Raw genomic sequence first — 24,254 nt, forward strand, 5'->3', positions numbered from 1 at the left:
AAATTTTATTATATGAGCGAAGTATCAAGCGTTGAACTCAGAACCTTACAACTTGATGACTACCGTGGCTTCAGAAGGTCGATGGTAGAATCTTATAAAGAATGGGAAGAAGATTACTGGGAAGAGCACCATATCGAAAAACTCCTGGAAATTTTTCCTGAAGGCCAAATTTGTATCCTTGCGGATGGAAAGATTGCTGGATGCGCACTATCCCTGATCATTAATTATGATGAAGTGGAAGATGACCATACATATAACGAAATCATCGATAATTATAAATTTGAAACCCATGCTCCGGAAGGGAATGTATTGTATGGGATCGATGTGTTTATTCACCCTGAATACAGAGGCTTAAGATTAGGCAGACGCTTGTACGACGCAAGAAAAGATCTTTGTGAAAGATTAAATCTTAAGTCTATCATTGCAGGAGGAAGAATACCTAATTACAATAAATATGCGGATGAGATGACTCCAAAGGAGTATATCGAAAATGTAAAACACAAAGAGATCTTTGATCCGGTATTAAGCTTTCAGCTTGCCAATGACTTCCACGTTAAGAAAGTACTTAAAAATTATCTTGAAGGAGATACTGAATCTCTGGAATATGCCACTTTACTGGAATGGAACAATATTTATTATTCTAAAAAAGAAAAGGATATTACTCAACCTAAATCAGAGGTCAGATTGGGGTTGATTCAGTGGCAAATGCGATTATTCAATGATTTCGAGTCTTTATGTGAGCAAATGGAATTTTTCATTGACACGCTCGGTAGTTACAACTGTGATTTCGCATTGTTCCCTGAATTGTTTAATGCTCCATTAATGGCATTTAGTAATGAAAAGAAAGAATCAGAGGCTATTCGGGCCTTAGCTGAATTTACTGTCCCATTGAAGGATAAATTACTGGAATACGCTATCTCATACAATGTTAACATTATTACCGGTTCGATGCCGTTGATCAAAGAAGACGGACACCTTTATAATGTTGGCTATTTATGCCGCAGGAATGGAACTTTCGAACAATATGATAAAATACATATAACTCCAAATGAGCAATATTACTGGGGAATGGTTGGAGGCGACACTCTAAAAGTCTTTGATACCGATGCTGGTAAGATTGGTGTGCAAGTTTGTTATGATGTGGAATTCCCTGAATTATCCAGGTTAATGGCTGATCAGGGACTACAGATATTATTTGTGCCCTACCTTACTGATACCCAAAATGGATATACAAGAGTAGCCAGCTGTGCCAGAGCCAGAGCCATTGAAAATGAATGTTATGTAGCTATTGCAGGAGGCGTGGGTAATTTGCCAAAAGTGCAGAATATGGATATACAGTATGGACAGGCTTCAGTATTTACACCTAGTGACTTCTCATTTCCAAATAACGGTGTGAAAGCCGAAGCAACACCAAATACTGAAATGACATTAATAGTCGATGTCGATCTTGATTTGTTAAAAAGACTACACAATTACGGCTCGGTAAAAAACCTTAAAGACAGGAGAAAAGATCTGTATTCATTGAAATGGAATAAAAAATAAAAATAAGGCCGCACGAAGCGGCCTTTTTATTGAACAGCAAGGCTTTTGGAGGGTTCATATTTCGCATCGGTCAAAGATTTCATAAAAAGGATCACGTCCTCCATTTCTTTTTCCGATAAGTTTAAGGGAGTATCAGGGAGAGTTTGAAATTGAACAGCAATACCGATTCCGGCACCACCTCCTCTATTATAAAAATCCATAACTTCCTCCAGTGAAGAATAAACTCCGTTATGCATGTAAGGACCAGTTACAGCGATATTCCTCACCGTTGGAGTTTTGAAAAAATGCCTTCGTTCAGGTGTATTATAAAGATTATACCGACCCGGATCCGGGTCTATTTTAGCATTTATAGTATCATTGGTTTGTGGCACACCAAGGAGTTCCATTTCTGATTCAGTAAAATCAGGAGGAACTGTACCATTAAATACAGGAGCAAAATGACAGGTCGCACATTTTGCTTTTCCCATAAAAAGATTGAAACCATTTATTTCTCTTTCAGATAACAATTCTCTTTCAGTGGTATTAATTGCCCGGTCAAACCTTGAATCAAAAGCAGCTAAATCACGAACATAACTAGCGATAGCATGTCTCACAGAATGCTGATCAACCCCTTTATCGTAAAGTGTGTCAAAAGCAATTGTATACTCTTTAATTCTTTTCACTGTTTCAACCATTGAACTTAGGTCTGTATGAAATTCTTTTTCATTATTTACCACAGAAACAATCTGGCCTTCCAGGCTGCCCGATCGATTATCAAAGAAAAACCCCTGTTGTAAATGGGCATAAGTTAAAGTTGGCGTATTTCGTTTTTGCCCGGCAAATACCTTTTTACCATCTGTAAAGGCTTTTTTGGCTTCGTGACAGGTTCCGCAACTCATTCTTCCACTGCTAGATAGCCTGGTATCATCAAAAAGCGCCTTTCCTACTAATATTTGTCCATCTTTTACATTTTTACCATTTCTCTCAGCGAAAAAATCATCATTAAAAGTTGAAGTAGAGAAAAGAGAAGTCATGTCATTATTAAAAGCCAGTTTAAATGGGAAATTCACATCCAGCTTTTCAACAGTTTCATTCCATAGTCCTAATTGAGAATGAGTAACTGTTTTAATAAATTCATATCTGTTAAATTCATTAAAGTCTCCTTTTAAGTAGGATCTTGCATCATTAATTGAGACAGACCACTTTTTCTGAAGTTGCTTATCTCTATTTAATATTTCCGAATGAATTAAATAATCCTCAATTCGCTGATAAGCTATACTGCTTTCAAAAAGTGAATTCTCAAGGACTGGTGAATCAAATCCGGTAATACCGGTTAAGGCTATTCTTGTTATTTCCTTTCTGATCATCCATAATATATGGTAATCTTTATACCCTTTTAATCCAGTTGTATTCTCAACTAATTTAAGTCTGTTAAGAGTTTGCCGGGCTATACTATTTACCTCTGTGGTATCCGGATTATCAACAAAAAGTGCTTCTTCGAGAACCTGAAACCCCGAAGGTTTTTTGATTTTAATGTCAGTCAGGTCTTCTTCTTCAACCTTCAAAATATTAGGTTGATTGAGGTATTTATAATTTTCTATATCAACAAATCCTAAAGCCGGCTCCAGCCTTTTAAAGTCCAGCCTTGCCTCAAGATAAAAGTTTTGTTTTTCCTCTAAACTTTCTGACTTAATCAGGGAATCAAGATTACTCAGGCAGCTTGAAAGATCTGCTTTATAGATGAAGTTTATTGATGTTTTTTCCTTTTCGTTCAAACCATCTTTACCCTGACTTCCACACGAAAAAATAAATGCAAAGAGGCTTATTATAAAACAAGCCTCTATGATTGCATATAGTTTAATTTTGATATTCATTATTTGCGTGAGTAAGAAATTATCTTCCCAAACCTTTGATCACATATAACATGCTACCTTCCTTACGGCTTTCAGCTATATTTGCCACAGCACTTGGATCTGTAAATGGTGTGCCGTCAGCTTTTTCCCAACCGTGATTCTGAGTAATTACAATGAAAGACTCATCGATACCAATTACATCAGAGATATCAATCATACCAGTGATTTCCCATGTTCTGGAAGTAGTACCATATCCTTCGGCAGCTGCAGCTTCCTGATCGCATTCTAATACTGTTTTTAACTCACCTGTATTCAGGTTATATTGATATAATCTGGCATAATGCATTTTCTCAGGAGTATCAAAATAGCCATTAGGATCTTCCTGGATGTAAGCATAGTTCTCTGTAACAACAATGTTATCCGGGCTGTGGAAAGTTGCTGCTTTACCATCAAGTTTGTCTCCGTCAAGAACACAAGTAATCTTAGCTGCTCCTGTAGGGTCATTTTCATTCAACTCTACTTTGTAAATTCTACCGTAAAGAGTTCCTTTTCCAACAAGACCATCTTTTTTACGACCTGTAACAGTAAGGTATAACTCTCTGTTGTTTGCTGCACTTCCTCTTCTCCAATCGATATCTTCCAATCTTGAGAATCCCATTACGCCTTTTTCTTTCGCTTCAGCATCAAGAAGATCGATATTTGTCTCAGTAAGCTCAACAAATTCTGCATCGTAGCTAACTCCTTCTTCCATGTCCATTTCATAAGTAACACCTTCAGTTGTTACTTTTAATCCGTAGAGCTTTCCACCATTAAGGTCACCTCTATCTCCGACATACATTCCTAACTGACCTGAAGGAACTTCATTGTCTGAATGGTCATCCCCTATAAAAACAACAGTTTTGTCAGCATAAGCATCTTTACCGATAGCTACTGCATTTTCTGTTGACCATTGCCCCATTGCAGTTAGCATTTCCGGAACTGAAGCATCTTGTGCGCTTTTAAATGGATCTGTTACAAATACACCTTTAGAAGATCCACCCCATTCGCCACCAGATAAATATAATGGACCAAATCCGTGTTCTTCAGGAGTAATCATTGAACCAGAACACTGAGCAGTCGCTGCAGTAGCAGATGAATTTAAAATGTACTCTCCGCTAACCGGAGTGAAGGTTTCATCAAATTTGATTCTGGCAATTGAATAATCAGCTTCAATATTGTTGATCAAAGTGAATGTACCATCATCATTTTTTAGTAGGCCAGCTCCATCAGCCATTGATCCATAAACGAAATCAGGTGAACCACTTAATTGATCTTCAGAGCTAAGTAAAGGATAAACATCAACATCAGAAAACTGAGATGTTAATGATAAAAAGTTTGGAGTCATCGAATGTGCTTTTAATTCAACTCCCGGCTCAACAACAACGGGTTATCCCTCCATTTTCATTATCACAAGCAGAAAATAAAGCTGCGATAATTGCAAGTGATAGAAATTTTTGATTTGCATCGTGTTTCAGTTTTTAATAGTAGTAAATCTGATGCAAACTTATCGCTACACTTTAACCTGATAATTAATCACCTATTAAATCATATTAAAGAAAACCAGCGTCGTTTAACAATGAATTGACACTGCATTTATTTATGGTTAATAAGTATTTAACCTTAATTTAATGACTGCCTTATTAATGCCTTCACTTCAGGCTTCACTACTTTACCCATCGCATTTTGGGGTAACTGTTCAACTCTTTGCCAAATTTGAGGAATTTTATGTCTCGCGAGGTGTAATAATGCATAATCTTTCAGCATAGATAGATATTTACCCTCATTGTGTTTGTCATCAAAAACAATTGCAGCTGCTATAACTTCACCATACTCCTCATTTGGGATTCCCACCACTGCAGCATCTTTGACGAATTCATGCTTTCTCAAAACTTCTTCAATATCCTTGGCTGAGATTTTATATCCTCCCACTTTCAGGATATCAACTGAATACCTTCCAAGAATCTTATACACTCCATTTTCAGAAACAACTACTCTGTCACCGGTCTTAAACCACCCATCCTGGTCAAAAGCATTGGCTGTCGCTTCAGGCTTATTCCAGTATTCTTTAAACAATTGATTTCCCTTCACTAATAATTCTCCGGTATTTTCTTCACCCTCCTCGACTGCTATTTTAACATCAATACCATTGAGTGGTTTTCCGACCATGCCCTCAAATCGTTCTCCCTCGTATTCATTACTCAATACCATTCCCGTTTCTGACATCCCATATCTTTCAAGCAAAAAATGCCCTGAAATATCCTCCCATCTTTTTAAAACAGAAATGGGTAGTGCCGCGGAGCCACTGACCATTAACCTCATCGACTGACATGCATTAGTAAAATCCTCCTGTTGTTTAGAATCCCTGGATTCAAACTCATTAATTAATTTTCTATAAATGGTGGGCACTGCCATAAAAACAGTAGAGCCCATTTTACGCAGCTTATCAAATAACTCAGATTTATTGAATTTAAAAAATTCAACCTTCGCACCAATTGTGAGAGCACATAGGGTAATATTTACAATTCCATGAATATGATGCATTGGTAAAGGATTGATAATATAATCTGACTTCTCCCATTTCCACGCCTCTATCAGGGTATCTACCTGACTTTTAATCGAACCAAAGGTATGAACAACTCCTTTTGGCTTACCGGTTGTTCCACTGGTATAAATCATCAATGCCTTATCATCTTCTTTTATATCAACCCCTTGATTATGCCCTATATTTTTATCTGCAACAATCCGGTCAACAAAACCGATCTGAAGAAATGGAAAAGAATCAGGTAATTCTTTTTTTAAATCAGAAAAAGAGGTTAATAAAATATCTGACTGGCTATCTTTTACATAATGAGCTAATTCCGACAATGGATATGATACAGGCATAGGCACAAAAACCCCTCCAGCAAGCCATGTCCCCAGCATTGCATATAAATATTCCTCACCGGGTCTTAAAAAGCTCAACACTGTTTTTCCCTTAAGATTTCCCTTCTCGGACAGAAGAAACTCAGCCATTTTTTCTGAACCCGACCTCAAATCATCATAGGATAAGTCTGGCTCCCCTTTTATTGCAGTTCCTCTATTATTTAAAATATTTTCAACGAATAATGAAGACATAACGCACCTTGTTTTAAGGTGTAAATTAAATGAATAAACCTCGTAAATCAGTTGAATTTGGTAATTGTATCGAAATCAAGATCTAATTCTTCTATACCACGTAATGATGATATGATCGAGGAACTTATAGAAGGTATTTCACCATTATAAAAAAATCGATTATTCACTTCAATTTCAATACCGAGATAATTTTTAGGAGGAAAATGTCTTCGAAAATGAGTTGTGAGTCCATCATCTGTACCCTGGTAAGGAGCATTATATTTTACCTTCAGGTTTTCATCTGCCTTTAACAGGTTTTTACGGATAAAATAACAAACCTTGTTTTCTAAAATTCTTGTCTCGTCATATAATAACCCAATATCAAAATCCCTCACTTCATCATTAAATACTGTATTAAATGTATGGATACTTAAATGTATTATTAAACTCCCTTCACCTATACTTCTGGTCATAAACTCCTCTATCCTTTTACGATAAGGAAAATAATAATTAGATAGAATCTCTTGCTTTGTAGATCGATCTACCTCATTAATATATTTGCTAAATAATTGCCTATTACCTATGCTTCTGTTTAGATCAACCAGCAACCTTGAATAGGTCGAAAAAATCATTGGATAATTATTAGCTTTTTCGATATCTGAAGCAATGAGATAAGCTCCAGGGTCCCATCCCCAATGACTAGAGATTATATCATCTGGAATGTCCAATTTATCCTGGAACGATTCAGGGATATCATAACCCCATGTTCACAGGTAAGTATTACTTTTATACCGGACATTTTATAAATATTTTATCTTCTCTTAAACACATCGAAAGTGTTTTATATAAACTCATAAGTTCTGATTTAGTTGGATTTGTACCAACATTTTTTAAGATTCTTTCAGATAAACTACCCTGATTAACCAAAACATCTATCTGATTTTTCCAAGGTAATATAAGCCCTGGATAATCCTCCTGCAATTCCAGGTAAATATGATTTATCAGATCGTTTACTGTTGAATCTTCTATCCCGCGTAAACCAAAAAAACCCAGGTACTCATAATCATTTATTACTGCTGCTCTGCCGAAACTTATTGTTTGCTTAAATATACGATTTAGATCCATCGTATTCTTTTGTTGAATTTTTTTTAGGCCAGAGTATCGCTCTTCAGATATTAATTTTATCATCCCGATTATAAAGGAAAGAATCGCAAGATCTGCTGATGGGCATTCTTGAATATCCAGGACTCGTATTTCAATACTGCCCCGGTCAAAACGGGCAATTGCACCCCTTGAATTAACCCATACCGGATCTAATATTTGATCTTCATTAAATGGAGCTATCTTTTCACTTATTTTATCGAATATTTTTCTTTTATAACTAGCTTCTGAATACACTCTTTCCGGAATAACCTTCCCGGTTATGCAAGAGATTCGTTTTTGATTATTCATGTAGTAAATAAGTCTGCCATCCATTACTCCGGAGAACAAACCATCAAAAAAGGGCGAAGATGCAGCAAGTGCCGGAAGTAAGGGTAAAATTATTCGTATAGCTCCATGTAAACAAGCAAACTCATAATCATCATAAAAGGGTAGGTTTAAATGTGTAGATTGAACATTAGACCAACCGTTTCCTGAGCAATTAAACACCTCATCGTAACGCTTATAAACTACCCCGGAATCATAAGGCCAAAGTTTTTTTTCTTTGATCGAATTCATGAATGGATGAGCTGCTGTCGGCATTAACATTGCATTAAAATCTATCAATCGTTCATTTATTTCTGAAATATTATTGTTAAACTCTTCCTTCAAAAGTGCTAAATCCTCCTCCGGACGAGTAGATTTTAATTCTAAAACATGCATCACTAATTCATTCGACCAGCTGATGATTCCATTATTTTTTTCACCTACCACTATATCTCCTTTTTTTCGAAAAGCTTATCAGCAATAGGCATAACTTCCAAAGTGTCACGATTAACAATCATATACTCAAGCTCTATTCCAAAAGCCTGGAAAAGTCTTAATCTATTTCTTTTGATCATTTGATATTCTTAATTCGTGCAGTAAATTCCTGTACAATACTTTTATAAATAAAATTTTTAGATGCTTTATCTTCCACGCCCGCATCGATGCTCGGATTATCGTTTATTTCAATAACAAAATACTTTCCGTCTTTTTGTTTTACATCAACCCCATAAAGACCATTTCCAATTAATTTACTGGCTTTTACAGCAATGTTTAAAAGTTTTTTAGGCACTTCTTCAATATTTAATGTTTCACTTTTCCCGGATTGCCCTTTTTTCTTGTCCCAGTTATAAATCTGCCAATGATTTCTGGCCATATAATACTTACAGACATAAAGTGGATTACCATTAAGTACTCCAACCCGCCAGTCAAAATCAGTAGGCATAAATTCCTGAATAATTAGCAAATCGGACTTCTGAAACATTTCCTTTAAAGATCTCTTTAGCTCTTCGTGATTATTTACCTTTAAAACGCCTTTTGAAAAAGACCCGTCAGGTTGCTTAATAACTGCAGGATATTCAAATGGAAGTTTAAATGATTTGTTCTGAGACTTATGCACAACGACGGCTTTAGGAACAGGGATTCCATTACTACTGAGTAATTCGTGTAAAAAAACCTTATTCGTACATCGCAAAATACTTTGAGAATCGTCTATAACTACAATTCCTTCACTTTCTGCTTTTTTAGCAAATCTGTAAGTATGGTGATTTACGTTTGTAGTTTCCCTTACAAATACCGCATCAAAGCTTAATAAGCGTGCAAAATCATTTTTTGTAATAAACTCAACCGAATAACCGGCCTTGTCTGCCTCCTTTACAAATTTGTTCAGGGCTTTGGCATTACTTGGTGGTGTCTGGTCTTCATGATTTACCAGGATACCCATCGAATATTTTTTACGCTCATAATTCAAGGTCAGTTTTTTACCTTTTAGAAAAGAGGCTAGACTGGATTTGAAATCAACAAACTCTTCAGGCGTTAAATCTTTGATGGAAAGCTGCCTGATAGTACCCGGATACCATTTCCCTGCCTTTCTCACAAACACTGCTTTTAACAAAGGAAGCTGAGAAATATTCAATAATGTCAAAGCAAGCTTTAGAAAACTAAGTTCTTTACAAGTACCAAAGTAAACATTGAATTCAATTTTTTCCTGATCTGTTTCCTGGAAAGATTTCTGAATCAGATCATCCCAGTCACCAAGATCGGTTTTGATTAAAGTCGATGTTTTGATGTCCTGCATAGCTGTTACTGTAGGAATCACTTTATGTTTTCTTGCCTCAGCTAAAAGAGAAACATAGTAACCAGTGCTCTGATAACCATAACTATCACATAAATTGATCACAGATAGTTTTTTCTGCTGAAAAAATTCATTTTCAATATATTCCTTAGCGGTAATAGTTTCTGTATTTTGTATATCTGAAAAAGCAGAAAGCTCTACTTTTTTCTCAACCACGATATATACTAACATCATGTCTGGATTTGGGGATTAAAACTAAAATATTTGCATCATAGGTGATCACACCCAGAAGAATGGAGTTTATTAAATGACTTAAATCAACATGATAAATCATTTTATCTGCCAAAGGATTCATTTTTAGGGGATCGCAAATTGTCACTTTTTCATTTTGCACATCCAAACCGGAAACCACTATAAAATGACCTGAGGGGTAACCCAGAATGTCATCATATTGATTGGAATCAGGTATTTCCCTCATTGATCCATAGAGAAAAGTAGCGCTTAACCCAGCAAGCAAGGGGATCTCCTGCTTTAAATAATGCCTGAAAAGACCTTGAGAAAGTTGAGTATAAATGATTTCTCCTCCACTATTTAAAAATTCAATATAATAATGAGATGCATGCCTTACCCTGCTATCATTTTTTGCAGTTAGTTGTTCTGAAAGTTTGGATATTAGGTCAACTTCTGGTTCTGAAAACCATGATGGATCAAAAACATTCAAATTGTAGGTGTACAGGTATACTGAAAAATCATTCTTTAAAGCATGATTGCCGAGCATTACTCCTAATGTACCTCCACCATCAAGCATGGGAATTTCATTGATAATTTTATTTAACTCAAATCCTTTTAAAAATAATTATATACCGCATGCAGAGCAGTTGGTCCACAGGTTATGTCATTTGGTTGTGCTTTTATATCTACATTAATATTCATTTTCGATCCTTTACTAATTAGACAACCAAAACAAAAAAAGTCACATATTTTTATAAAAAAAATCAGCCACTTTTCAGCAGCTGATTTTTAACTATTAAAACATCGATCTTAATCTAGTAGAGATAATCTAAAGCTGTTTGATCGCCAGAGGTAAATGGTCTGTCAGTACCATCCGAACATGCAAGCATCCATGAGTCAGCCTCAGGGCCTGCAGGAGTACCTGGGATGTAATTAGCTCCTACACCACCATCACCTTCATCATTGGTTGAACCTCCACAACTATAGCTGCGATCCATATAATCAGTATGCCTGAAGCCTATGCAATGCCCCATTTCATGAGCAATTGTCGTGGTTAAAGCACCGATATCAGAAACATTATCATAATATGATCTGGTTAATAAAATTTGATTATGAGGATCACCTGAAGCAGTAGGGAACCCGGCTGAACCCAGGATTCCAAACCATCCATAATACCATGGAGAAGGCTGGATAACGATATCAGCATTTGATGAACTTGACACCCTGTTAAATACAAGATTTAACCCTTCAGCATTATATCGGGCTATAGCAACATCTGTAGCCTGGAAATACTGAGATCTGAATCGCGTGCTCACGTAGATATTAATTGTCCGGGGTGTTCCGGTAACCAGGTTATCTGTCGAATAATGTTCAACAGCAGGAATTTGCGAGCCTTCCTTTAGGTTTTTCATTTGCTCGTGAGAAATCAAGATGTCATTCTCAACGACATATCCTATATCCGTATTGAATACAGGAAATTTAACAACATCAAAACCGGCGGCTTCTAAAGTAGCGAGAGCTTCTTCAGAAACTTCATTTTCCGGACCTACTTGTTCGGATTCGCTTTGGCAGGATACAATTAAAAAGGCGCACAAGATAGCGCACAAAAGGGATTTGGTTTTTGCTAACATAATAATTAACTGATTTGGTTAAATTTTGATTGATACAAATAAATTAACAAAAATTAAAACCATAACAAAATTTTATATCGAATTAAACGAGCTTAATGATTGATTATTACGGCACACATGCTTAACTCATGGGGTTTGTAAAATATTATTTTGAAAAATGTAAAGATTCTTTACCAAACCCACCGTTAAACCAGGCAAATTCAATAACATCTTGACATTTGATCCTGATTCCAAAGTTTTAATACGATGATTTGCGCATATTGATTATTTTTAAATCTGATGAATGTAGAATTAAAATCAATAGAAGAACTAGCCATTTTATACAAACATTACGGGCACCCCTCCATAATGACAGAATTGCTAAAAAAATCGAGGGAGGTTATTAAAGATAAAGTAAGCAAGTACAGCAAGGATGAATCTATTACAGACGACCTGACCCAGGAAATACTAATCAAAACTTTCATTCACTTTGATACTTTCAAAGGAAATTCAAAATATCAGACCTGGATATATAGCATAGTCCACAATACTTGCCTTTCTCATTTAAAAGAAAAAAACAAGAAAGTTATTGTGAAAATAAGTCCTGGATTGATCGATTCCCTCCACGATGAAATTGATGAGGAAATAGAAGGTAATCTATCCGGATTGAAAGAAGCTCAATTTGAAGAAATCATAAAAGAATTGCTCACTCAACTCAATGAAAAAGAAAAGCTTTATTTCTCCTGAGATTTAAAGACCAGCATTCAATCAAAGAGCTGATTACTATCACAGGACAAAATGAAAGCTCTGTCAAAATGCAGATTAAACGTATGAAAGATAAGCTTATCAAGACCTACGCTTCATACTAAATCAGTTTCCCCAGGAATGTATCAATAACTTCAATTAAAATTAGAATAATAATAATCCATTCAAGAATAGCACTCTCCTTTTGGTTATAAATATCCATATAAACAGAAAGATTTTCTTCGAGAATTTTAAACTTCGTTTCTAACACCCGGTATCGCTGCTTTAACTCAAAATTGTTATTTAATTCTCTGTTCAATCTATCCAGATACTGGTCATCCCAGGCAATATCAGGAGTATCGAAAAAATAGATTTGTTGTGCTATTGCATTTTTTGAAATGAGAGATTTGCCAATAAATTTTAGCATGCTTTTACGTCCAGACTTTAATTTACCTTTTTGAGCCAACTGAATTGAAAATTCATTTAATTGAGCAAGTAAGTTTGATACAACTTCCGAATAATAATCCAGTGCTGTACTTTGGACCAGGTTTAAAGCTACCACTTTATGAACGTCCGTATTGACTACAGGAAGAGAAAAATAATCAAACTGAAATCGCGAAGGTTTTTCGGGTTCTATCTCGATCACAAAATCATCAACAAAGTGCTGAATTTGAGGTTCAGAAATATAAGGCTTGACTATTTCGATAAAGCGTTCCTGTTCATGCTGTTTGCAATTGACAAAAACGACCGACCCCTGCTTAAAGAGGTGAATGTATCCTCCGTGTTCTACTTCAAACATAATGTCCGAAGCAGAAAAACTGATGACCCTGAAACGAGTTTCTTTTCGTAGCGCGACAATATCAATGTTATTGCCCAACTGAACGGCAAAATACTTAACTTCTTTCCGTTCACTTAACTGGTTATAAATTTCCATCCAGCATAAAATAATTACGAAATTACTCTAAAATTTCATATTCAACTATTACGTAACCATTTTTAATAATTGATGCAGATCATCCAACGTATTGGCTTCTTCAACAGGTTTATCCTTTCGCCATCTGTGCATCCTTGGGAATCTTACTGCCACTCCGGACTTATGTCTTTTAGATGGAGCAATACCTTCAAAAGCAATCTCAAAAACTAACTCAGGAGTAACTGATCTAACGGGTCCAAATCGTTCGATGGTATTCTGTTTTACAAACCGATCGACCTGTCCGAATTCTGCATCTGTTAAACCTGAATAGGCTTTTGTAAATGGAACAAGCTTCCCATCTCCATCCCATACTGCAAATGTGTAGTCTGTATATAGATTAGCCCTTCTTCCGTGACCTCTCATAGCATAAATCAAGACTGCGTCAACAGTCAATGGATCCATTTTCCATTTCCACCAGCCCCCTTTTTTTCTACCCACCTGGTAAACCGAATCTTTATGCTTCAGCATTAACCCTTCACTTTTATGCTCAAGGGCATTTTCCCTTTGCGGCTCCAGCTCTTCCCAATTTGTAAAAGATACCACAGGAGATAGATTGATAATATCCGAATCAATTTCTTGGAGAACTTTTTCCAGTAGCTCCCGCCTTTTACCAAATGGAACTTCCCTAAAATCTTCTCCCTTGTATTCCAGGATATCATAGGCGTAAAAAGCAACAGGCACCTTCTTCATCAGACTTGCAGTGACGTTTTTCCGACCGATCCGCTGCTGGAGCATGTGAAATGGCAAGGGTTCGCCATCTTTAAAAGCCAGGATTTCACCATCAAAAACGATGTCGTGAGTAAGTAAATCCTTCAATATTTCAAATTCAGGATATTTATCGGTGATCAGTTCTTCTCCTCGACTCCATACAAACAATTGGCCGTCCCGTAAAATGATCTGACCACGGATACCATCCCACTTTCTTTCAGCTATCCATTCGGTTGGATGTCCCAGGTCATGGGGTTCATCTTCCAGTGCATAGGCCAGGTAAAAAGGATAGGGTCTGGAAAGCCTTTCTTCTTTATCAGGTTCTCTTAGCAGATCATCAAGTGTAAGGTCTTTTGGAGACCACTTACCTGCAAGTCGTAGTGCTACAACATCTTCAGGTAATTCGGCATATTCTGCAAGGGCCTTCATCATAATCTTTGCAGACACCCCTATCCGAAAACCCCCGGTCATTAGTTTGTTAAAAATAAATCGGCCGGTGACATCCAGAGATCTCCAGATCGATAAAACAAGTGCCTTTTTTTCACTCTCTTCTTTATCTTTCAATCCGTTGAGAAGTTCCATATATTCTCTCAATGGTTTGAGATCTTCATTTAAAACAGGAGGCAGAACAAGACTGACCGTTTCAGCCAAATCACCAACAATGTGATAAGTATCCTCAAATAACCATAGAGGTATGCCTGACTCTTCAGCGGCCCAGGTTCTGATTTGGGTAGCATTTACTGTTCTTTTGGGTCGCTTACCTGTAAGTAAGGCAACAGCCCAGATGCTATCCCGGCCATCTGATTCACAGAGGTATTGCACCAATGCAGCCTGTTTTAAGGATGTTTTTGTAGTGCTATCTATTTTTTTAAATAAAGAAATGAAATGCTTCATTATTCTGTTTCGGTTTCTCCTTCGTATTCAGATTTTACAACATCCGCATCAATACCCTGCTCTTTCAGATATTGAACATAGATATCTGAGTACCCGTGTGTAACATAAATATGTTCAGCTTCCACCGCTTTAACAGTAGCATTTAGCCCTGGCCAGTCAACATGATCAGAAAGAATGATACCCTTATCGGCATTTCGCCTTCTACGGGCACCACGAAGTGTCATCCATCCACTGGCCATTGCAGTTTTGTATGGTTTTAATTTACGCAGCCATGGAGTTCCTAAAGCTGATGGAGGAGCGATAATAACTTTACCTTTTAATTCATCTTTTGGAGTATCCCTGGTAATCGGTTTGTAGTCATTCAGATCCATCCCGGCTTCGGAAAGCACCTCATTCATATTATATACAGCCCCATGACAATAAGTCGGAAGAAATGATTGATCAATACCCTGCAACAAGCGCTGTGCTTTACCCAGGCTATAACCGAGTATTACCGAATTAATCTTGTTTTCGGTATTTTCGGCAATCCATTGATTTAGTTCTCCAAAGATCTCTTCATCAGTTCGCCAGTGATAAACAGGCAGTCCGAAGGTTGATTCCGTAATGAAGTAATCGCATTTAACTAATTCGAAAGGTTCACTGATAGAATCCTCGATCACTTTATAGTCGCCACTCACAACCCACCGCTGTGATTTATCTTCAACCAGGATTTGTGCTGAACCGGGTATATGGCCTGCCGGAAAAAAGGTGACATTTACTCCATTTATCTTCTTTTTATTGTTAAACCCAACCGATTCAGAGTTAATATCAGCACTTATTCGATGTTTCATTATTGCTTCAGTCATCGGGGTTGACAAATAACTTTTCATCCCCCACCTGGCATGATCAGCGTGTCCATGAGTGATCAGGGCTTTATCTACAGGGCGCCATGGATCGATGAAAAAATCTCCTTTTTCACAATAAATGCCTTTATCGGTAAATTGTAATAACGGGTTTTTTGGTCGCATGGTATTATAACTGAGACAGTGGTAATAAGTTAGGCAGTTTTAGAGATTAGTTTAAAGAGTTGAATAATAATCGAATATTAATTTTTTAAAAAAATTCAATTGGTAAGACAGAAAATTCACAGTTTAAATCCTGAAAAATTAGTCTATAAGTTAATATTCACAACACACTTATTCTCTTTTTCTTTTATCCTTTAAATTTATTTTATAACTTTTACGAGTATGTGTTTATAAGAGCGAAATTAAATACTAGTTATCATAAAACTAAAATTAATCCTTTAGAAATAAACAGTAGGTTTGGTCAAAATGCATTAGCCTATAATACTAAATCTAAATTTCAAATTATCAACTACAACCAAATCATATATCATGAAAACAAAATTCCATTATTTCGGATTTTTATTTCTACTATTAGGTGTTTTATCATCATGTAAAGATGGATTATATCCGAGACAACCAAACATTCAAAATGAAGGCCGAGCAATTGCAGTTGCCGTTAAACCCAATCAAGATGCTATTATGGTAGTGGCCTCAGAAACGGGAGGCTTATTCCAAACAGAAAACGCTGGAGACAAATGGGAACATGTCGGCGAAACTTTCAACTTTAGATATCGCGATCTATTATTTTACCCTCCTAATCCGGAGATAATTGTAGCGGCAGCCAGACAAGATACCCGGGTTATCAGCGGCGGTGGAATTTACAGAAGCACAGATGATGGTGAGACATGGTCAAAAGCTACCATGAACACTCCCTCTTCCAATTGCCTTAACAACATGTCAGCTAATTGCCTTTCATTCGACGAGTCAAATAATAGACTATGGGCAGGAACAAATTGTGGACTTTTTTACAGTGATGATCAAGGAGTAACCTGGGAATATCTTTCGGGCGCAACTGGATTAGGTTCCAGGTCCGTAAGAGCTATTGCTACTCCTTCAGAAAATAAAATGGTGGTATTAACAGGAAACAGCATTAGAGTATCTACAAATGGAGGAAGCAGCTGGACCTTAAAAATTAATGGCCTTCCTGGCAACCGAAGAGCAGCTCAGCATAATCAAATAGCAGTATCGCCTTTGGATGATGACCATATATATTTTGCTTTTAATTACTCGAAAAAAAATTCTAATGATAAATGGGAAAGATTTAACGCTCTATATTATACTCAAGATTTTGGTGATAACTGGAGTATAGTAGAAAATAAAAAAGGATGGAATAGACCACCTTTTGTAGTTTTAACAAATAGCAGTTTAAATACTGGTAGAAACAAAATTGATTTATATTACAGTAATGGAGGAAGTAAATTTAAACGTAGAGAAGTAAATCATGGATCTATTCATGGTTTTGGAGCCTGGGAAACTCTTACTATTGATCATGCTGATATTGCTGAATTAGCTATAAGCAATGATGGAAAAACCCCTATTTTACTTTTGAGTGATGGAGGGTTACATACAACCAATGATAATGGCAGCAGCTGGACAATGAATTCACCAGGGTACAATGCCCTTCAAATAACTGAAATAACAGGCCAGAATACTGAAGACGATGGCTTACCAGATCTATATTTCGGCACCCAGGATAATCATAACTGGGCTTCTACCAATTATGGAATAAAATGGCCTAATAAAAAATGTTGTGAAGGATTTTATCTTAATGTGCCTCGAGAATCGCTAACAGCTTCTAATACAACTCATACCGGAGTTGCATGTTTTGGCTGTAATAACTACAAATCGGGTCCAGGCTTAGTTTCCGTTTCTTCATGGAACAATCCCCCGCGTTCTAATGGTTCTCCTGCATTGGTTGATCCACAACGGTATGTTCAGATTCAATATAACATAGATTCTTCTGCCTGGAGATTAGCCAGAACTACTAACACCGGAGCAAATTGGACCTCTTCGGCAACGGTAAATAATAAGCCTAAGAGTTTCCCCTTAGTTGTAGGGAATTCAAGTAATCCGATAGTTTTTCTTGCAACCGAACAGCCTGGAACAGTAATGGGTAATCCTAAAATTGGTATTGAACGAATTTCAGGTACATTTGGGTCTACTTTCGTAGAATCTCAAATTACTGGATTTGGTAATGTAGGTATTTTCCCGACAATGTTTGCCTGGTATGAGGTATTTGCTGTTGATCCAGACAATCCAAGTTTCATAATTGTTCCGGACATTGCAAATGATGTAGTGGTGAAAAGTGATGATGGAGGTGCGACATGGACTCAAGACAATAATTTAACTGATTTAGTTACAAATTTTGGTGAATTTAAGTTTCATTGGGACAAATTTTCTCAAATCAGCAGTTTTGGTTTTGATCCCGATTGTTCTGGTCACATAATGGTAGGCACTCAACAAGCAGGTATATTTGAAACCTTTGATAACGGAGATACATGGAAAAAAGTGAGCGGATCCGAGAAAGTCCCTTACGTAGGTTCATTTTTCTTTTCATCTCTTAAAGAAGTCTTGATATCATCATATGGTCGTGGTCTATGGGTATATCGATACAAATGTCCCTCAAAAACGATCATCATAAACCCAAACAAACCAATACTCGAACTTGATAAGCCCAAGTTGTGGCTTTGGGAAGATATAATTCCACTTGATCAAATGGTTCCTCCTCAAGAATGTGAAGATTGTGCTTTTATCATTATAAACGAAGGAGAAATAGTTGATCTTAATATAGACCCAGAATCACTTCAGGTAGAAGAAATTTTAATAGATAATGGGTCTGCCAAACAAATTGATTTAGAAGGAAAAGAAAAAGAAATAAAAATAAAGGTTAACAATAAAGGGCAGGACAAGAAAATAAACTGCAAGATTGAACAAATAGCTGAATTACTTTCCGATAATCACATTGTAAAAGGGCTCTATTTAAAAAATGGAAAATTTAATGGGCTATTCTATATGATCAAGATATCAATCCGGCAGATCTACCTCAAAGAAAACCCTTAAGCCCTTCAATTAGGTTAGCTCGACCTAATGATTTAGGAATTCCTATAGAAGAGGCAGAGGAAATTACTATTTTAGGCCAGAGATTTAATCCTTTTCAACCCATTGAAGTAATAATTGATAATGAAAAAACTCAATTAGGTGAAGAAATTAAAATAAATAAGGATGGAGATTTCAAGTTTACCATCCCTCCAAATTTTGGAATAGGACATCACACAGTTCTGGTTAGACAACGTATAGGTGATAAAATAGTAGAAGATGCTATAACTATACGATTAACAGTTCAGGACTTTCCAGACAATGAAGAAGAATAATGAGATGATTAGAATGGTATAAAATTTCATTTGAATATAATTGCCATCTGAATTAATGAATGGATAACAAAAGAGCCTATGGGAAGTATTTCGGATTAAATCCGAAATACTTCCCATAGGCTTACTAAGACCTTATAAATCATTCTACCTCTCCCAGAAAGCCCTCACGAATTGCAAGGTCTAAACCTTCCAGATTTTCTTTTGGTGTCATTATTAAATTATCATTTTCAATTACCACATGGTATCCAGCTTTTTCTAAAAATTCATCAATTGGTATCACTGTACTACCATTTATATACACATCAAAAAATGAGGCAAGATCCTTATCCGCCATTTCACTAGCCAGCTTAAGTATTTCTTCCGAAGTATAATACTCGTTTTTCAGTTTATATTTTTCATAAAGCAACTTCATAATATCATCCAGGCTCTTTTCATTATTTGTTTCTTCCCTAATTATCATATCCATTCCTATACCAACAAAGAGTCCACCGCCATAAATCAAACCCCAATGATCATCTTTACTGAATCCTTCAGCAGCATCCCTCATGGAAATTTCACCAAGCCCTGGATCTTTCATATATCGTTGATAAAATAGCCCGTTAAATATACCAGCAAGGGCTTGATCATTGATAAAACCTACCTGATATAATGCCTTGAGTGTGTAATAATTTGTTATTCCTTCTTTAAACCAATCATCCCGGGTGCTATTCACCATTATCGTTTTCCCATTCCATAAATGAAAAAACTCATGAGCAAACATAAACCAGGCAACCATTTGCTCTTGAGGGTGAGCATCAGGATTTACCATCATATTTATATGAGAGCCAATCACCTCGCCATCTGTTTGAGATGCTGAGTTTATTACAACCATGACTTCAGTTGATTGGTTGCCATTAGGGGTAGGGCCTCCACCCATCAAGTTGTAATAATAATTCATAACCTGATCAGCAATTTGACTGTATCGGAGCGAATCAGCCTGGATTTTTTCGCCAGTCAGAACAAATCTGATTTTCAGATCTTCCCTCTCAATTTTTTTATATGCGTGATCTCCATAAATAATGAGTGATTCTGTAAGTTCAGTATTATCCTTAACTAAATATCCTTTTGAACTACTTGGCCAGGGAGCCTGAATCTTTGAAGGGTCATCAACATCAAATTTAACGACTAACTCATCATTATTATCCTCAGGAAAAATAAAAAGGGATCTACCAGTTAGGAAAAATCCCCAATCTTTGACAAAGGCAACCCCATCGATCCCACCGGGCCATTCTATATCTTCATGGTCCACATTAATCTCATAAGAGATATTTATATGCTGTTCTAATGGACCTTGTACAATCCACTTACCCTCTCGCTTTGTTATTTTTATTTCATCACCTGATTTTGATTTAGCCTCTAAATTTTCCACATAATCATCCCATCGTTCAGGGACGGGTCCATTTGGAGACATTATCAAAACACTATCTTGCAAAAATAATTCAGCATCTACAAACACTTTCTTCTCCTCTACTCCGGAAAATCTCACATTATAAATTGACTGTTGAGCCAGTAAATTAAATCCACATAAAAAACAGGAAAGACCTATAGTAATAAGTTTATTCATATCATTATTCTTTTTTGTTTAATGCAGATTTATTAAATAATAATAAGAAAATTTATGTTACCACGATTACAGACACTTCATATCATGATATAAAGTACTTTAATTAGATTTAAACACTGTTTTCCTATATTGTGAAGGAGTTACTCCATATTTTTCCTTAAATAAAACATTAAATCTTCCCCCTGATTTAAAACCGCATTCTTGTGCAATTCCCAATATAGAAAGGTTCCCATATTTTTCGTCTGTCAGTCTTTTCTTAACTTCTTTGAGCCTGTAATCATTAATAAATGAAGAAAAATTTTTTTGTTGAGTTTGATTTATAACCTGCGAAATTTTCCTTGAGTTAATATTTGATAATTCAGATAAATCCGCAATTTTAAAAGAAGGGTTTAAGTACAATTTCTCACCTTCAATTAAAGAGATAATACGATCAGAATATTTTTTAATTTCAGAATTACTAACTCCTGAATCACCATATTTTTCATATTGAGGCTCAAAAGTTCTTTTAAAATTCATCTCTCGATATGCCATTATGAAAATTGGAATCGCAGCAATAATTATCAATGATATTCGAAATATATCTGAAAACTCAACATCACTAAAAGCTTCAATTAATACCAGGGAAATGTTAGCTATTTTAATAATTGCCATAGCAAAAACAAACATAACTATCCAGTCGAATAATTTCCTGTCTGCCTTATTTTTATAGTAATAGTACAAACTCAAACCAACATAACAACTAAACTGAAGGTAATAAACTCCAGCCAGGTACGAAAGTAGCTCAGGAAAAGCCTCTCCTAAAAAAGCGATTATCAGTATTGGACTGTAATGAATTAGTATTACTTTTTTCCAATTTATATTTTTGTGAGGAAAAGTAACATATAACCAAATACTGGGACCAACCCACCAGCCAAGATAATTTGCAATTGGCTGTAAGAAGAAATGAGCTGAATCCAACCCACTTAAATAGCAATATGTATTAATTAAATTAACCGAGTAAATAAATACGAGGACAGCCACTAGCCTGTTAATTATCTTCTCCCCACTCTTTTTAATAGAAAGTGAAAGACAAGAAAAAATCCCTGAGCACCGGCAATTAAACAAATGATCGATATAATTTGGAGCATAAAATAGAGAACAAAAATCAAAACATTTAGCTGCTAAAATATTAATCTTTAGCGATTAATTAAATGGATTACTTTTTTGAATAAACCTAAAATTTTTATGGCTACCTATAAATCAGTCATGAGGCTATTTTCCTGATTTTCTCAAAGCCGTAACTTAAATTGAAAATCATTAATGTTTATAAAAAATCTCAGTTCATGATCGAATCTTAAAAACAATCAATTCATTTAGTTTTAATGAATTAGTCAAATTTGTATCCAATCCTTTGCTACAATTAATATGTGGCGTAATTTCGTGGGTTCAAAGGAGTTTTTTTAAGCACCTACTTTTAAGGAAAAGAGCAATTAATTTTTTAATACATGAATACCCAATAATGAAAAAACTGATTTTTACCCTGTCTTTTTTAGCAATCCAATTTCAGTTTTCAATAGCTCAAACAACAAGTAAAGAAGTCTTATATCAGAAAGTTGATTCCCTTATTAACCAATATTTTAATCCTGATAAACTGGGCATGGCAGTGGCCATAATTGAGGAAGGAAATGTTATATATTCCCACCAAATCGGTATGGCTAACCTGGAATACAATATTCCAATAACTGATTCTACTGCTTTTCACATCGCTTCTGTTTCAAAGCAATTCACATCATACCTGGCAGTTTCTATGGCAATGAGAGGAGAGCTATCTATGGAAGATGATGTTAGAGAGCATCTTCCCGAATTGGCTCATCTGCCTTACAAAATCTCTCTGAATCAGCTGGCAAATCATACCCATGGATTACCCAATGTATTTGAACTGGCTCATTTAAGAGGTTTTGATATTCAGGACCGTTTATCACATGATGAAGTAATCGATATGCTTTTGAATATCAAACAAATCAATTTCCAGCCAGGAACTCAATATGAGTATAATAACACAGGATTTGCATTACTTGCTGAAGTAATAGAAAGGGTGAGCGACAGCCCTTTCCAGGAAGTTCTTAAAGAAGAAATCTTTACTCCTCTCGAAATGAATAATTCTTTAGCTGTCAGCAGTTCTGAAATCATTATAAGAAACAAAGCCTATTCATATAAAACAAGCAATTCCGGATTTAAGAATCACGAGTTCAACAATATGACAAATGGTTCATCAGGCATTAGTACTACAATTAACGATCTGAGCAAATGGGCTATCTACTATCAATATGCAGACAAAAGAGCAGAAAAAATCTTTCATAAAATGCAAAAGCCGACCAGGCTTTCCGATGGAACTATAATCGAATACGGACTGGGTCTTGAATTTAAAAAACATAAGGGATTAGACATTGTATTTCATGGCGGTGGTGATGCCGGATATCGATCTTATCTTTTACACATTCCCAAACACGATTTTTCAATTGCAATTCTAGCTAACAGCAATGATTTCTCTACACTAAACATTGCTTATGGAATAGTAGATCTTTTCATGAAAGATCACTTAAAACCTTCAGAGACACCTAAAAAGGTTAATTACATAACTAATGAACTAAAAAGCTTTGAAGGGACCTATGAATTTTATCCTGGCAAGTATTTTAATATTCTCGCAGAAAAAGACACCTTATTTTTTCAATCATACGGAACAAAAGGCAAAGCCCCACTACCTGTAATTGGTGATGGTGAATTTCTATTTCCTTATGTTCCTTTCACTAAATTTTCATTTTACGATAATGGATTCATATTTAATATCGCTGACTTCAAGTATGATTGTAAAAAAGTCACATTAAATCCCCCATCTATTGACGAAATTGACCTGGAGAAATATATCGGGCTTTATAAAAATGATGAATTTAATACTACTTATGAATTAGTAATAAAAGATAATCAGTTAGTAGCAGTTCATAGTTTAAATAATGACATCATACTTAAGCCACTTGCAAAAGACAGTTTTTACGGATCGAAAAATTATTTTGCCCAAATAGATTTTGTAACAAGTGAAGATGATGAAGTAATTGAGTTTTTACTGTCCGGGCAAAACTTGAAGGATATTCAGTTCAGTAAAATAAAATAATATTATTAATAAAAAAGGACGCCAATTGGCGTCCTTTTTAATCTGTAATCAAACTATTATCACACAGTGCTAACGTCTTTCTTAAGCTCAACGATGTTGTTTATTTTGTGGGCAAGTGCTAATGCCAAAAGGCTTATACAAGGGGCAAAAACCAGTAAAACTGGTAAGTAAGAATATAACTGCCAGTATCAGTAATACAAGACCTAAAGTTCCAGTTAAAACTTCAGCTACAAATAAAGCGATTACTGAAAACGCAATTATAGTTCTGATAACCCTGTCGGCGGTTCCCATGTTCTTTTTCATGACTCCGATTGTTTTAGAGA

At 35.8% G+C, this 24,254-nt stretch carries 19 protein-coding genes; 4 read left to right on the forward strand and 15 right to left on the reverse strand.

Annotated features, from left to right (window positions below; translation table 11 throughout):
* The first annotated feature begins 12 nt into the window (after positions 1 to 12).
* Entirely contained in the window at positions 13 to 1,542 is a 1,530-nt protein-coding gene (locus DCC35_RS18865) for a bifunctional GNAT family N-acetyltransferase/carbon-nitrogen hydrolase family protein (RefSeq protein ID WP_137092270.1), read from the forward strand.
* A 26-nt stretch (positions 1,543 to 1,568) separates the two neighbouring features.
* On the opposite strand, the gene DCC35_RS18870 is transcribed toward DCC35_RS18865, so the two are convergent.
* The 9 genes from DCC35_RS18870 to DCC35_RS18905 form a co-directional block, all read right to left on the reverse strand.
* Positions 1,569 to 3,395: a cytochrome-c peroxidase gene (locus tag DCC35_RS18870; RefSeq protein WP_137092271.1), complete on the reverse strand. Its 1,827-nt coding sequence runs from the start codon at positions 3,393 to 3,395 to the stop codon at positions 1,569 to 1,571.
* Positions 3,396 to 3,414: 19 nt separating this feature from the next.
* A complete protein-coding gene (locus tag DCC35_RS18875) occupies positions 3,415 to 4,758 on the reverse strand; it encodes a PhoX family protein (RefSeq protein ID WP_246070086.1) in 1,344 nt (447 codons plus the stop codon).
* 275 nt (positions 4,759 to 5,033) lie between these two features.
* Positions 5,034 to 6,527 (reverse strand): acyl-CoA synthetase, encoded by a 1,494-nt coding sequence (locus DCC35_RS18880; protein ID WP_137092272.1) that lies wholly within the window; start codon positions 6,525 to 6,527, stop codon positions 5,034 to 5,036.
* 47 nt (positions 6,528 to 6,574) lie between these two features.
* Positions 6,575 to 7,258 (reverse strand): N-formylglutamate amidohydrolase, encoded by a 684-nt coding sequence (locus DCC35_RS18885; protein ID WP_137092273.1) that lies wholly within the window; start codon positions 7,256 to 7,258, stop codon positions 6,575 to 6,577.
* A 34-nt stretch (positions 7,259 to 7,292) separates the two neighbouring features.
* Positions 7,293 to 8,420 (reverse strand): glutamate-cysteine ligase family protein, encoded by a 1,128-nt coding sequence (locus tag DCC35_RS18890; protein ID WP_137092274.1) that lies wholly within the window; start codon positions 8,418 to 8,420, stop codon positions 7,293 to 7,295.
* On the reverse strand, positions 8,420 to 8,548 hold the full coding sequence (locus DCC35_RS21635) for a hypothetical protein (protein WP_262710362.1): 129 nt from the start codon (positions 8,546 to 8,548) through the stop codon (positions 8,420 to 8,422). The genes DCC35_RS18890 and DCC35_RS21635 overlap by 1 nt, the downstream gene beginning before the upstream one ends.
* Positions 8,545 to 9,999, reverse strand: a complete 1,455-nt coding sequence (locus tag DCC35_RS18895; protein WP_137092275.1) for a RimK family protein — start codon at positions 9,997 to 9,999, stop codon at positions 8,545 to 8,547. The genes DCC35_RS21635 and DCC35_RS18895 overlap by 4 nt, the downstream gene beginning before the upstream one ends.
* Positions 9,974 to 10,573 (reverse strand): peptidase-C39 like family protein, encoded by a 600-nt coding sequence (locus tag DCC35_RS18900; RefSeq protein WP_137092276.1) that lies wholly within the window; start codon positions 10,571 to 10,573, stop codon positions 9,974 to 9,976. Before DCC35_RS18900 ends, DCC35_RS18895 begins: the two co-directional genes overlap by 26 nt.
* Before the next feature lie 238 nt (positions 10,574 to 10,811).
* Positions 10,812 to 11,603 (reverse strand): M57 family metalloprotease, encoded by a 792-nt coding sequence (locus DCC35_RS18905; RefSeq protein WP_246070088.1) that lies wholly within the window; start codon positions 11,601 to 11,603, stop codon positions 10,812 to 10,814.
* 303 nt (positions 11,604 to 11,906) lie between these two features.
* On the opposite strand from DCC35_RS18905, the gene DCC35_RS18910 reads away from it, so the two are divergent.
* On the forward strand, positions 11,907 to 12,353 hold the full coding sequence (locus tag DCC35_RS18910) for an RNA polymerase sigma factor (RefSeq protein ID WP_137092278.1): 447 nt from the start codon (positions 11,907 to 11,909) through the stop codon (positions 12,351 to 12,353).
* Positions 12,354 to 12,471: 118 nt separating this feature from the next.
* Here DCC35_RS18910 and DCC35_RS18915 read toward each other — a convergent pair whose 3' ends face one another.
* From DCC35_RS18915 to DCC35_RS18925, 3 genes are read right to left on the reverse strand one after another with little or no spacing between them, the layout of a single operon-like run.
* Positions 12,472 to 13,284: an RMD1 family protein gene (locus tag DCC35_RS18915; protein WP_137092279.1), complete on the reverse strand. Its 813-nt coding sequence runs from the start codon at positions 13,282 to 13,284 to the stop codon at positions 12,472 to 12,474.
* 48 nt (positions 13,285 to 13,332) lie between these two features.
* The gene (locus DCC35_RS18920; RefSeq protein ID WP_137092280.1) at positions 13,333 to 14,925 is read right to left on the reverse strand and encodes an ATP-dependent DNA ligase; all 1,593 of its coding nucleotides are present in this window, start codon (positions 14,923 to 14,925) and stop codon (positions 13,333 to 13,335) included.
* Positions 14,925 to 15,932: a ligase-associated DNA damage response exonuclease gene (locus DCC35_RS18925; protein ID WP_137092281.1), complete on the reverse strand. Its 1,008-nt coding sequence runs from the start codon at positions 15,930 to 15,932 to the stop codon at positions 14,925 to 14,927. Before DCC35_RS18925 ends, DCC35_RS18920 begins: the two co-directional genes overlap by 1 nt.
* Positions 15,933 to 16,298: 366 nt before the next feature.
* Here DCC35_RS18925 and DCC35_RS18930 point away from each other — a divergent pair, with 366 nt between their 5' ends.
* On the forward strand, positions 16,299 to 18,869 hold the full coding sequence (locus DCC35_RS18930) for a WD40/YVTN/BNR-like repeat-containing protein (protein WP_137092282.1): 2,571 nt from the start codon (positions 16,299 to 16,301) through the stop codon (positions 18,867 to 18,869).
* A gap of 450 nt (positions 18,870 to 19,319) precedes the next feature.
* On the opposite strand, the gene DCC35_RS18935 is transcribed toward DCC35_RS18930, so the two are convergent.
* Entirely contained in the window at positions 19,320 to 20,783 is a 1,464-nt protein-coding gene (locus DCC35_RS18935; RefSeq protein ID WP_137092283.1) for a M61 family metallopeptidase, read from the reverse strand.
* A 99-nt stretch (positions 20,784 to 20,882) separates the two neighbouring features.
* Positions 20,883 to 21,434, reverse strand: a complete 552-nt coding sequence (locus DCC35_RS20770; RefSeq protein WP_175402872.1) for a helix-turn-helix domain-containing protein — start codon at positions 21,432 to 21,434, stop codon at positions 20,883 to 20,885.
* Positions 21,435 to 22,281: 847 nt separating this feature from the next.
* On the opposite strand from DCC35_RS20770, the gene DCC35_RS18945 reads away from it, so the two are divergent.
* Positions 22,282 to 23,931 (forward strand): serine hydrolase domain-containing protein, encoded by a 1,650-nt coding sequence (locus DCC35_RS18945; protein ID WP_137092285.1) that lies wholly within the window; start codon positions 22,282 to 22,284, stop codon positions 23,929 to 23,931.
* Between the two features lie 87 nt (positions 23,932 to 24,018).
* Here DCC35_RS18945 and DCC35_RS18950 read toward each other — a convergent pair whose 3' ends face one another.
* The gene (locus DCC35_RS18950) at positions 24,019 to 24,234 is read right to left on the reverse strand and encodes a YgaP family membrane protein (RefSeq protein WP_137092286.1); all 216 of its coding nucleotides are present in this window, start codon (positions 24,232 to 24,234) and stop codon (positions 24,019 to 24,021) included.
* Positions 24,235 to 24,254 lie beyond the last annotated feature (20 nt).

It is taken from the genome of Mangrovivirga cuniculi (genome assembly GCF_005166025.1).
GTDB classification, from domain to species: domain Bacteria; phylum Bacteroidota; class Bacteroidia; order Cytophagales; family Cyclobacteriaceae; genus Mangrovivirga; species Mangrovivirga cuniculi.